Origin of the sequence: Streptomyces sp. NPDC090083, from assembly GCF_044747445.1 — a bacterium.
Classification (GTDB): Bacteria; Actinomycetota; Actinomycetes; order Streptomycetales; family Streptomycetaceae; genus Streptomyces.
Map to the genome: position 1 here is coordinate 44,009 of NZ_JBIVED010000022.1, position 12,082 is coordinate 56,090.

The window sequence follows — 12,082 nt, forward strand, 5'->3', positions numbered from 1 at the left end:
GCGAGAAGGACGCCGGCCTCGGTCCCGGCATGGCTGGTCACGCTGTCGCCTTTGAGGTTCTGGTGACGCCGTTACCCGCGGCCGTGCTCTGCCCGAAAGTGCTTCAGCGGCGGTTCATCCGCCTGGTTTCGCGGTTCATCGAGCTGGTTTCGCCGACGCGCTCCGTGCGTCGCGGGAGGGTGTCCGCGTGGGGCGGTGTCGGTCGACGAGTGACCTGCTGAGGAAGAGCCGTACGTGGTGAGGGGCCTGTCCCGGCCCGCTCTTCTCCGCAAGTCGGACGGCAACGGGCCCCCTCAGCTGTCGAGCTATGGATCTCAAAGGACACCGCCCGCACCAGCACCCGGGCGATCGCCGAGTGGTGTCAGCGCCCTCGATCTGGGACGGGCGGCCTTGCCTCCCGGCCTCCGGCAGCACATCATGAAGCCGTTGATCAATTGTTGTGCCGAACGGCCTGGCCTGTCGACGCCGCGGAGGCAACGGTCGTGATCCGCAGGATGTAGGGCAGCCGCACGGGTTCGACGGGAGTCATGGTGAGGGCAGCGCACGTGGGACCGGTTGCGGCTGCGCCGCAGGTCTGGACGAGGCGCCGCCATGTCGACCTGTGCCGGACCCACGCCGCGCTCTGTCGCTGACGGTACGCGCCGGCCTTTCGTCGGCACCCCCGCGCGCAGACGCGGCGCCCGCCCGCGCTTAATCCCGTGCGTCCGGGCGCCTCCCCATTCGTTTCCCCATTCCTTTCCTTTGCAAGCCGCCTCCCGATGCCACCCGCATCGACGAGAAGGGACGAGTAGTGACCCCGAAGCAGCCCAGGATGCTGAAGACCGTGACCGGAGCCGGTGGCACGTCGGAGACGTACGACCTGGCGATAGATCCGACCCGCTCCACCCTCGACACCGCTGTGCGGGTGGCGCGGCTCGCCGAGGAGGCGCGGTTCGACGCGTTGTTCACCGCCGATCTCCTCAGGTTCGACGCCCAGGGCGCGATCGGCTCGCAGGAACCACTGGTCTTCGTCTCGGCGCTGAGTCAGGTCACCTCGCGGATCGGTCTGATCGCGACGGTGTCGAGCACTTTCCACGACCCGTTCAACCTGGCCCGGCTCTTCGGCACCCTCGACCACGTCAGCAACGGGCGGGCCGCCTGGAACCTGGTGACCTCCTCGATCGGCGAGGAGAACTTCGGCGCCGGCGAACTGCCCAGCCCGGAGGATCGCTACGCACGCGCCGCGGAGACTCTGGACGTGGTCAACGCGCTGTGGGACAGCTGGCAACCCGGCGCGCTGACGGTCGGTGCGGACGGGAAAGCGGTGCTGAGGCGCGACCGCGTGCATCCGATCCATCACTCCGGCCGTTTCTTCACCGTGACCGGTCCGTTGAACATCCCGCCGCTGCCGCAGCGCCGCCCGGTGCAGATCCAGGCCGGGCAGTCCGAGGCGGGGAGGGCGCTGGGCGCCCGCTATGCGGAGATCGTGTTCACCTCGCTGCCTACGCTCGACCACGCGTTGGACTTCACCCGGAAGATCCGCGACCAGGCCGGAAGCCTGGGGCGGCCCGACGGACTGCCGTTGATCTTCAGCTCCTTCCACGCCACCTACGGTGCCTCGGAGGAGGAGGTGAAGCGGCTCGTGCGCGAGAAGCGAGAGTCGATCGACTTCGAACGCGGCCGTCTCCAGCTGGCCGACATGCTCGGCGGCGAGGTCGACCTGTCGGACCTTCCGCTCGACGCGAGGCTTCCGGAGAACGTGCTGCCCGAGGTGACCTCGGTGAACCGTCGTCGCGGACGGGTCGACATCTTCGCCGGATACGCGCGTCAGGGTTACACCCTGCGGGAACTCATCATCGCGGCACAGGACACCGGGCACTGGGCCGCCGCGGGAACACCCGAGCAACTCGCCGATGCCGTCGAGGAACGCTTCCGCGCAGGCGTCCTGGACGTCATCTCGCTGAGCGGTCTCGCCGACCCGCGCCAGCACGACTTCATCGTCAACGGCCTCCTGCACGAACTGCGCAAGCGAAAGATCGTCGCCACCGACTACACCGGCACCACGCTGCGCGAGAACCTCGGACTCGAACTTCCGGCCTGCGACACCACACCTGTCCGGGCCTGACAGTGCGAGAGCCCGATCGGCGCACACACGGTGCCCGGGACCGACCGGACCTCGGGTGCCCCAACCGCCCCGCAAGGTAGCTTCGTTGACATCCCCGAACCGGGTCCTCTCATCCCGGCACGCCACTGCGGAGCCTCTGACTCGTCGCCGCGCCGCGCACATCGTCCGCGTGGCAGCCGTGCCGTGTCTGCCCCGACGGTTCGGCGTTCTCCCCGTTCGTGGCGAACGGCTGGGACAACCTCGTGTGCCGGCTTGGTGCGGAGTTCCTCCGTCAGCTGTCCCGACGGGTCATGCCGCCCGGCTTGTCGCGCCCGAGCAGCGGCGGTTGCCGGAGCCGGCCGGCCACTCGCCGTCGCCCGTTTCGGCACCGTGCGTGCCGGACGGCCGACGGCTCAACAGCCCTGGTCACCTTCTGAGGGTGGGGCCTTGCCCTGCTCTTGGCCTTCTTGTCACCCTCGGCGCGCGCCCCGCTGACGTGCGGTATCGGCGAACACCTTCCAGGCGATGCCGGAGTGGCGGACGGCCGCGGGGCTCCATCGTGCATCGCGATGGGGCTTGTCGTGACCGGTGCCGGGCGGTCTGTTCACCGCTTCCACCGGGCGGTGACTGACCGGACGGCGGACGTGAGCCGTCCCTGACGGGCGGGTTGCCGTCGTGATTCTTGGCGTCGCACGGGTCGTGCTTCATACAACTGTCACGCAGATGCCGGGAGTTCCGGTCCGGGACGTCTTGACGCCGACAGACGCGAATGATCGTATTCAGCCAATGCGACCAGCCCGGCCGATGAGCCGGCGAGACCCCCAGGAGGACGGCGTGGCCACTGCCCTCGTGCTGTCCTCCCGACTGCATGTGGATCTGCTGCGCGTCTCCAGCTGTCTCTGTCGCGGCTGACCGATCCCGATTCCCGTTCGGTTCGTCGGCAGTTCACCTTTCACGCGATCGCGCTACCTGTGCCGCTCCGGCCACCCCCGCGCCACTTCGCGTGCCCGTTGATGCGGAAGCAGAGACCAGCCATGACTCAGTACAGCAGTGCAAGACCGTTTCGTCCCGGGCTGGGTGCCCTGTCCCTCGGGACGGCGTTCCTGGTGGCTCTGACCGGCTGCACCAGCAGCAAGGACGGCGGCGACGCGACCTATACGAAGGCGCTCACCATCGGGACGACCGACCAGGTGACCAGCCTCGATCCGGCGGGAGCCTGGGATGCGGGCTCCGGCACCATCGAGAGTGAGGTCTACGCGACCCTGCTCAGTGTGAGGAACGGCTCCACGGAGGTGTCTCCGGACCTCGCCACCGGAATCAAGCTGACCGGGCCCAAGGAGTACACGGTCACGCTGAAGGAGGGCCTGAAGTTCGCCAACGGGCACCAACTGACCTCCTCCGACGTCAAGTTCAGCTTCGACCGCACCCTGAAGATAGCCGATGAGAACGGCCCGTCCTCGCTGCTTTACAACCTCGCCTCGGTCGCCGCACCGGACCCGACGACCGTCGTCTTCACCCTGAAGTCGGCCAACGACACGCTGTTCCCGCAGGTGTTGTCCACCGCGGCCGGCTACGTAGTCGACGAGCAGGTCTTCCCGGCCGACAAGATCCTCGACGACAAGTCGATCGTTGCGGGCAAGCCCTGGAACGGCCCCTACGGCGTGCGGAGTTACGACAAGAACTCCCTGGTCTCCTTCACCGCCAACAGCGCCTACCAGGGCGAGCTGGGCACCCCGAAGACCAAGAACGTCCAGCTCAAGTACTACACGGACGCCAGCAACCTGAAGCTCGACGTCCAGCAGGGCAGCATCGACGCCGTCTACCGCACCCTCACCACCGCCGACCTCGACGACCTCGCCAAGAAGAAGGACATCAAGGTCCACACCGGCTCCGGCAACGGCATCCGCTACATCGTCTTCGACTTCCAGAGCCAGCCCTACGGCACCAAGGCGAAGAACGCCGACAAGGCGAAGGCGCTGGCCGTGCGGCAGGCCGTCGCCGACTCCGTCGACCGGGCCCAACTCGCCCAGCAGGTCTACAAGAACAGCTACCAGCCGCTCTACAGCTCCGTGCCCGACGGCCTCACCGGCGCCACCTCCTCCTTCAAGTCGCTGTACGGCGACAAGAAGGGCGGCCCCGACAAGGCGGCGGCCGCGGCGAAGCTCAAGGCGGCGAAGGTCACCACCCCGGTCACCCTCAACCTCCAGTACAACGCGGACCACTACGGCTCGTCCTCGGCCGACGAGTACGCGCTGATCAAGACCCAGCTGGAGGCCACCGGCCTGTTCAAGGTGAACCTCCAGTCCACCGAGTGGACCCAGTACGGCAAGGACCGCATCAAGCACCTCTACCCGCTCTACCAGCTCGGCTGGTACGCCGACTACCTGGACGCGGACAACTACCTCTCGCCCTTCTACTCGGCCAACAGCTGGGTCGCCAACGGCTACGACGACTCCGCCGTCCGTGACCTGATCAAGAAGGAGGAGACGGAGACCGACACGGCCAAGCGCGCCGAACTGCTCAAGCAGGCCCAGGACAAGGCCGCCGCACAGGTGCCGCTGCTGCCCCTGCTCCAGGGTTCCACGGCGATCGTCACCCGCACCGACGTCAGCGGTGTGCCGGACGAGCTGAACAGCGCGTACACCTTCCGCTGGGCCGGGCTCTCGAAGAAGTGAGCGCCCTCACCCAGGACACGACCCCCGGCGCCGTCACCACCCCGGGCGACGGCGCCGCCGGGTACGGACTCGCCCGCTACCTGGTGGTCCGCTTCCTCCTCATCATCCCCACCGTGCTGGTCCTGGTCAGCCTGGTCTTCTTCCTGATGCGCGCCACCGGCGACCCGATCAGCGCCGCCTTCGGCGACCGCCTCACCCCGGACCAGCTGCAGGCCAAGCTCCATCAGGCGGGCTACGACCGGCCGTTGCTCACCCAGTACCTGGACTACCTCAAGTCCCTGGCCACGGGCGACTTCGGCCGCACCGTCACCGACAACCAGCCGGTGACCCACGTGCTCACCACCTACGGCGCCGCCACCGTCGAACTCGCCGCCTACGCGCTGCTGGTGGCCGTGCTCGTGGGAGTCCCGCTGGGCATGGTGGCGGCCTCCTACCGCGACCGGGCACCCGACGCGGCCCTGCGCCTGTTCGCCGTCCTCACCTACGCCACGCCGGTGTTCTTCGTGGGCCTGCTGCTCAAGCTGGTCTTCGCGATCCAGCTCGGCTGGCTGCCCGCGTCCGGCCGGGCGAGCACCGAGGTCCAGCTCTTCCTCCAGGATCAGACCAGCACCACCGGCTTCTACCTCATCGACGCGGTGCGCAGCGGCGACGCGGACGCCATCGGCGACGTACTGCGGCACGCTGTACTCCCGGGCGTGGCACTGGGGTTGCTGGTCGCGGGCATCCTGCTCCGCCTGGTCCGCACGAACCTCATCGGAACACTCGGCGCCGACTACGTTGAGGCCGCCCGCTCCCGAGGCGTCGCACCCTTCCGCCTGGTCACCCGGCACGCCACCCGACCCGCCCTGATCCCCGTCGTGACCGTCCTGGGCCTCCAGGTCGCCGGCCTGCTCGGCGGCGCGGTCCTGACGGAGACCACCTTCGAGTGGAAGGGCCTCGGCTACGAGCTCGCCCATTACCTGACGGTCCGTGACTTCCCAGCGGTGCAGGGCATCGTGGCCCTCTTCGCCGTCGTCGTCGCGGTGACGAACTTCCTGGTCGACGTCGTCGCCGCGCTCATCGACCCCCGAGTGAGGTACTGAGCCATGGCCCAGGTTCTTCTACGGCGCCTGCCGCTGCCGGTGCGGGCCGGGGCCGGCCTGCAACGGGCCATGCTGCTCACGGGGCTCGCCCTGACCGCGCTGTTCCTGCTCACCGCCCTCCTCGGCCCTCTGCTCGCACCCTACGGCTACGCCCAACTCCGAGACTCCGCGGGCTTGTTCGGCTCGCAGCAGCATCCGAGCGGCGCCCACCCCCTCGGCACCACCATCGCCGGATACGACGTGCTGTCCCGCACGGTGTGGGGCGCCCGGACCGCGCTGGAGATCATCCTCGGCGCCCTGTTGCTCTCCGTGATCCCCGGAACCGTCCTCGGCCTGGCCTCCGGCTACCTCGGCGGCAGACTGGACCGGCTGCTGGTCGGCGTCGCCGACGCGCTCTACGCCTTTCCACCGCTGCTGCTCGCCATCGTCATGTCGATCGTGATCAGCGGCGGTCAGTCGAGCCTGGTCGGAGGCCTCGGCGCGGCGGCCTGCTCCGTCGCCGTCGCCTTCGTACCGCAGTACTTCCGGGTCGTACGGGCCGAGGTGATCCGGGTGAAGGCCGAACCCTTCGTGGACGCGGCCCGGGTGATCGGCACCGGCACCTGGCGGATCATGTTCCGGCACGTGCTGCGCAACTCCGTCCGCACCCTCCCGCTGATCTTCACCATCAACGCCTCCGAGGCCATCCTCACCCTGGCCGGGCTCGGCTTCCTGGGGTTCGGCATCGAGCCTAACTCGGCCGCGGAGTGGGGCTACGACCTCAACAGGTCGGTCGCTGACGTCACTTCGGGCCTGTGCTGGACGGCCGTACCGCCAGGTCTCGCCATCGTGCTCACGGTGCTGGGCACCACCCTGCTCGGCGAGAGCCTCACCGACCTGGCCGACCCCCGGCTGCGGCGGCGCGGTGCACTTGGCCCGGCCAAGACGGAGGAAGGCGCGGATGATGAGTGACCTGCTGCGCATCGAGGATTTGCACGTTTCCTTCGCCACCGACGCCGGCACGGCCCCCGCCGTGAAGGGGGTGAACCTGGCCGTGGCACCCGGGGAGGTACTGGCCCTGGTCGGCGAGAGCGGCAGCGGCAAGACCGTGACCGCCAAGTCGGTGCTCGGCCTGCTGCCGGACACCGCGCACGCCCGCGGCCGCGTCCTGCTCGGCGACGGCACCGCCGACCCGGCCGAGGACGTCCTCACCGCACCCCCGGCCAGGCTCCGCGCACTGCGCGGCAGCCACGCCGCGATGGTGTTCCAGGAGCCGTCCACCGCCCTCAACCCGGTCTTCAGCATCGGCTGGCAGCTCACCGAGGGTCTGCGCGCCCACGGCTACGGCGGAAGCAAAGCCGAGCGCCGGGCGTTGGCCGTCGAATGGCTCGACAAGGTCGGCATCCCCGATCCCGCCACCCGCGTCGACCACTACCCGCACCAGCTCTCCGGCGGCCAGAAGCAGCGCGCCGTCATCGCCATGGCCCTGGCCCTGGGCACCAAGCTGATCGTGGCCGACGAACCCACCACCGCCCTCGATGTCACCGTCCAGGCGGAGATCCTCGAACTCCTGCACCGCTGCCGTAAAGACTTCGGCATCGCCGTCCTCCTGATCACCCACAACATGGGCGTCGTCGCGGACCTCGCCGACCGGGTGGCGGTGATGAGCGACGGCGAGATCGTGGAACAGGCCCCGGTGCGTGAGCTGTTCGCGGCGCCCGCTCACCCGTACACCCGTCAACTCCTGGCCGCCGTACCGGTCTTCGGCGAGCAGAACCGGCCGCAGCCGCCACTGCCTCAGGAGGAGCAGCCGGTCGTACGCGCCTCCGCCCTGGTCGTGGACTACCCCGGCCGGCTGGGCAGGAAGGGCTTCAGAGCCGTGGACGGTGTCAGCTTCGAGATCGCGTCGGGGGAGGTGCTGGGGCTGGTCGGGGAGAGCGGCAGCGGCAAGACCACCATCGGCCGGGCCGTCGCCGGTCTCACGGCCACGTCCGGCGGCCAACTGGAGGTGTTCGGCCAGGAGTCGATGATCCGCCGCCGCACCCGTGGCAGGCCCGGCCACATCGGCTACGTCTTCCAGGACCCAGCCGCCAGCTTCAACCCCCTGCTGACCATCGCCGACAGCATCGCGGAACCGCTGCTCGTGCACCGCCGCGAACTGGGCGCGCAGGCCGTCCGCGCCGAGGCCGAGGCACTGCTGGAGTCCGTGCACCTGCCCCGCGCCTACGCCGACCGCTACCCCCACGAGCTCAGCGGCGGCCAGCGCCAGCGCGCCGCCCTGGCCCGAGCGCTCGCCCTGCGGCCCCCTCTGCTGATCGCGGACGAACCTACCTCGGCCCTGGACGTCTCCGTCCAGGCCAAGGTGCTCGACCTGTTCACCGAACTGCAACGAGAGTTGGGCTTCGCCGCCCTGTTCATCAGTCACGACCTCGCGGTGGTCGAGCAGGTCGCCGACCGGGTCGTGGTCCTGCACCGGGGCCGGATCGCGGCCCAGGGCGCCACGGCCGACGTGCTGGGCAACCCCCAGGACGACTACACCCGGCGCCTGGTCGCCGCGCTGCCCGTCCCCGACCCGGTCCGCCAGTCCCGTCGACGGGACCGGGGCGGTGACCTGTTCTCAGCCGTCGACGAAGGAGTGGCACGTCCATGAGCGACACCACCGGCTACCCGATCGCCCAGATCCTCGCCGCCACGCCCGTCTTCGACGGCCACAACGACCTGCCCGTGGCACTGCGCGTCCGTTCCGGCTACAGCGTGGAAGGGCTCGCCGACGGCCGACCCGACCTGCACACCGACCTGCCCCGGCTGCGGGCCGGCGGGGTCGGCGCCCAGTTCTGGTCGGTGTATGTCTCCTCGAAACTGCCCGAGCCCGAGGCCGTCGTCTCCACACTGGAGCAGATCGACGCCGTCTACCGGCTCGTCGCCCGCTATCCCGACACCCTGCGCATCGCCTACACCGCCGCCGACGTCGAGCGCTCTTTCACGGACGGCCGGATCGCCTCCCTGCTGGGAATCGAGGGCGGCCACAGCCTCGCCGAATCGCTGGGCGTGCTGCGGTCGTTCGCCCGGCTGGGGGTCCGCTACGTGACCCTCACCCACAACGACAACACCTCCTGGGCCGACTCGGCCACCGACGAACCCGGCGTCGGCGGCCTGAACGACACCGGCCGCGCGATCGTCGCCGAACTGAACCGCAGGGGCATCCTCGTCGACCTCTCCCACGTCGCCGAGTCCACCCAACGGGCCGCTCTCGCGGTCAGCACCTCCCCAGTGCTGTTCAGCCACTCGTCGGTGCGGGCACTCAACGACCACCCCCGCAACGTCACCGACGAAGTCCTGCGACTGCTGCCAGACAACGGCGGTGTCATCCAGCTCACCTTCGTGCCGTACTTCATCTCCGCCGAAGTCGCCGACTGGGCGCGGGAGTTGGAGGAGGAACGGGGGCGGCTCGGGCTGCCGGAGAGGACCTGGCCCTGGCCGCGGGCACCGAGGCCGGCAGAAGACCCGGCCGTGGTGGCCGAGGAACATGGTGCGCTTCTCGACCCTCCCGTCGACGACCGGCTCCGACGCTGGATCGAGGCGCACCCGCGTCCCGAGGTGACGGTTGCCCAGGTCGCCGACCACGTCGAGCACGCTCGTGAGGTCGCGGGCCGCGACCACATCGGCCTGGGCGGCGACTACGACGGTGTCGATCACCAGCCCACCGGCCTCGCCGACGTCTCCGGCTACCCGGTCCTGCTGCGCGAACTCGCCGACCGGGGCTGGTCCCGGGCCGACCTGGAGGCACTGACCGGCCGCAACGTCCTGCGCGTGCTGCGCGAGGCGGAGGAGCGAGCCACCGAGCCCCTGTGGCCGACGGCCCCGCTGCGATGAGGCGCGCGAACCGGTGGGGTGACACGTTCGCCCGCTGGTCACCCGGACTGCTCGCGATGGGCTGCTGCCTGTGGGGACTCCCGTTGCCGAAGGCACCGGCCCGAGAGGAGCCGGTGGGCCCACCGCCCGGCCACCCGGAGTGCCTCGCCGCCCACATCCCGCTCACCGACGGGGAACGACAACTCTGGGCGGCCCTCGGTCTGAGGACCTGACGGGCGCCTCCGGTGCTCCCCGTGGTCATCTGGCACCCCGACCCCCTCCGGCCGTCGACCACGGTCCGGACGGGCTGCTGTCGTGACCGGCGGTCACGGTGCCACCCGGCCTGGTCATGCCTCGCGACCGAGAACGCCCACACCCGGCGGGACCGTGGCCCGCAGTTCCCTCACCAGGGCGCGCACCACAGCGGTCCCGGCCAGTTCGGAACTGGTGACATAGCCGACGTGACGTGTCGGACGCCCGGGACCGAGATCGGTGATCCCCACCGAGTCCGGCGCTCCGGTCAGGGAGAGCGCGGGCATGATCGCCATTCCGTGCCCCGTGCTCACCAGGGAGAGAACCGCTCCGTCGTCCTCGGCCTCGACGGTCGCCTCCGGGATCCAGTCCTGCGCGGCCCACCAGTCGCTGGTGTACGAGCCGCAGTTCTCCGCCCAGTCGACCAGCGGCAGCGAACGCGGCGCGAGGTGACCCGTCGCGTGCACCAGGGCATACGGCTCCTCGAAGAGTCCCTTCGCGACGAGACCCGGTGCGAACGGGACGGAGCCGCCGAGCGTGGCGATGGCCACATCGGCTGTGCCGGCGGCCACTTCGCCCGCGGTTCCGCGCCCCACCTCGCGGACGATCCGCACCCGTGGCTCGATCCCGGGATGGCGGGCACGCAGCCGCTCCAGGACGGGCGGCAGCAGATGGAGAGCCGCACTGCGGAACGCCGCGATCCGCAACGGCCCCTGGGCCGTGGGGGACCGGCCCGCACCGCGCGCCTCAGCGGTCAGGACGGACAGCAGGCGCAGGACGCGCCGGGCGTGCGCCACCGCCCTCTCCCCGGCGGGAGTGGGGCGGGCGCCGGTGCGGCCGCGTTCGAAGAGCACCGTACCGATCTTGCGCTCGCTGCCGCGCACCGAGTGGGACACCGCGGACTGCGTCAGACCGAGCGCATGGCCCGCCGCCGAGAAACCGCCGCTGTCCGCGACCGTCACCAGGACGCGCAGTTCGTGCGGGGAGAGATCGGAGTCGGTCGTGCGGGCCACGGGGCGCTCACCTCATCGTATGAGAACCGCTCATGGAACGCGGCGTCGCATGAGCCCAACCGGCTGCCCACCAGGCGTATTCCCGCCCTACCGTCCGGTCATGAACCAGACCGCGCTCACCGTGCACCAGACCGCCCGTCCGCACGGCTTTCCCACCGCCGCGCACTTCGCCTTCGTCGAGTCCGCGCTTCCCGGACCCGAGGTCGGCAGCGCACTCGTGGAGAACCTCTACTGGTCCGTCGACCCCTATCACCGAGAGATGATGGACGAGGTGCCCGGCGGGTTCGCGCTCGGCGCACCGCTGGAGGGCCGCGCCATCGGGCGGGTCGTCGCCTCGCGCACACCCCTGCTGACCGAGGGGGAGATCGTGTTCCACCGGCGGGGCTGGCGCACGCACGTGGTGGTCGCCCCCGAGGAGATCAGGCGGCTGCCGCGCTTCGACGGAGTTCCCCTGACCGCGTATCTGAGCATCCTCGGCGGCACCGGCCTGACCGCCTATGTGGGCTTGACCCGCATCGCCCGCCTCCACGAGGGCGAGGACCTGTTCGTGTCGGCCGCCGCGGGCGGGGTCGGCACGGCGACCGCGCGGTTCGCCCGGCTGCTCGGTGCCGGGCGGCTCGTGGGCAGCACGGGCTCGGTGGCGAAGGCCGCCTACCTCAGGGACCAGGTCGGCTTCGACGCCGTCTTCGACCACCATGAGGGGACCGCCGCCGATTTGCTCCGCAAAGCCGCACCGGACGGCATCGACGTGTACGTCGACAACGTCGGCGGCGGACAACTGGCCGCGGCGGTAGGGGTTCTGCGTGAGTTCGGGCGCGTCGTCCGCGTCGGCACGATCAGCCAGTACAACACCCCCGGCACGGCGCGGTCCGACATCAACCACGCGGATCTCGTGGAGAAGAGCATCCGCATGGAGGGCTTCCTGGTCAGGAACCATCTCGATGTGCAGGAGGAGTTGTACGAGTTCGCGGTGCCGCATCTGCGGAGCGGCCGGCTCGTTCCGGACGAGACGGTGATCGACGGGTTCGAGAACATCGTGGAAGCGTTCCTTGGAATGCTGCGCGGACGGAACACCGGCAAGACCATCGTTCAAGACCGCACGCAGCACGGGTAGGTGTCACGCACACCGGTGGTGCGCCATGCGTG

Annotated in this window: 10 protein-coding genes; 9 read left to right on the forward strand and 1 reads right to left on the reverse strand. The window is 70.0% G+C overall.

Features of this window, described 5'->3' with window-relative positions:
* The first annotated feature begins 811 nt into the window (after positions 1–811).
* The 8 genes from ACIPTO_RS42250 (at position 812) to ACIPTO_RS42285 (ending at position 9,904) form a co-directional block, all read left to right on the forward strand.
* Entirely contained in the window at positions 812–2,104 is a 1,293-nt protein-coding gene (locus tag ACIPTO_RS42250; RefSeq protein ID WP_401201041.1) for an NtaA/DmoA family FMN-dependent monooxygenase, read from the forward strand.
* 783 nt (positions 2,105–2,887) lie between these two features.
* Positions 2,888–2,995: a putative leader peptide gene (locus tag ACIPTO_RS42255; RefSeq protein ID WP_401201044.1), complete on the forward strand. Its 108-nt coding sequence runs from the start codon at positions 2,888–2,890 to the stop codon at positions 2,993–2,995.
* Between the two features lie 194 nt (positions 2,996–3,189).
* Positions 3,190–4,758, forward strand: coding sequence for an ABC transporter substrate-binding protein (locus ACIPTO_RS42260; protein WP_401201046.1), 1,569 nt, complete (start codon positions 3,190–3,192; stop codon positions 4,756–4,758).
* Entirely contained in the window at positions 4,755–5,840 is a 1,086-nt protein-coding gene (locus tag ACIPTO_RS42265) for an ABC transporter permease (protein WP_401201049.1), read from the forward strand. The genes ACIPTO_RS42260 and ACIPTO_RS42265 overlap by 4 nt, the downstream gene beginning before the upstream one ends.
* Positions 5,841–5,843: 3 nt before the next feature.
* Positions 5,844–6,791: an ABC transporter permease gene (locus tag ACIPTO_RS42270; protein WP_401201051.1), complete on the forward strand. Its 948-nt coding sequence runs from the start codon at positions 5,844–5,846 to the stop codon at positions 6,789–6,791.
* Positions 6,784–8,469, forward strand: a complete 1,686-nt coding sequence (locus ACIPTO_RS42275) for a dipeptide ABC transporter ATP-binding protein (RefSeq protein ID WP_401201124.1) — start codon at positions 6,784–6,786, stop codon at positions 8,467–8,469. The genes ACIPTO_RS42270 and ACIPTO_RS42275 overlap by 8 nt, the downstream gene beginning before the upstream one ends.
* Positions 8,466–9,692: a dipeptidase gene (locus tag ACIPTO_RS42280; RefSeq protein ID WP_401201054.1), complete on the forward strand. Its 1,227-nt coding sequence runs from the start codon at positions 8,466–8,468 to the stop codon at positions 9,690–9,692. Before ACIPTO_RS42275 ends, ACIPTO_RS42280 begins: the two co-directional genes overlap by 4 nt.
* Entirely contained in the window at positions 9,689–9,904 is a 216-nt protein-coding gene (locus ACIPTO_RS42285) for a DUF6059 family protein (protein WP_401201056.1), read from the forward strand. Before ACIPTO_RS42280 ends, ACIPTO_RS42285 begins: the two co-directional genes overlap by 4 nt.
* 114 nt (positions 9,905–10,018) lie before the next feature.
* Here ACIPTO_RS42285 and ACIPTO_RS42290 read toward each other — a convergent pair whose 3' ends face one another.
* Entirely contained in the window at positions 10,019–10,936 is a 918-nt protein-coding gene (locus ACIPTO_RS42290; protein WP_401201059.1) for a LysR family transcriptional regulator, read from the reverse strand.
* 100 nt (positions 10,937–11,036) lie between these two features.
* Between ACIPTO_RS42290 and ACIPTO_RS42295 the strand changes: the two genes are divergently transcribed.
* Positions 11,037–12,050, forward strand: a complete 1,014-nt coding sequence (locus ACIPTO_RS42295) for an NADP-dependent oxidoreductase (protein WP_401201061.1) — start codon at positions 11,037–11,039, stop codon at positions 12,048–12,050.
* Positions 12,051–12,082: the final 32 nt, after the last annotated feature.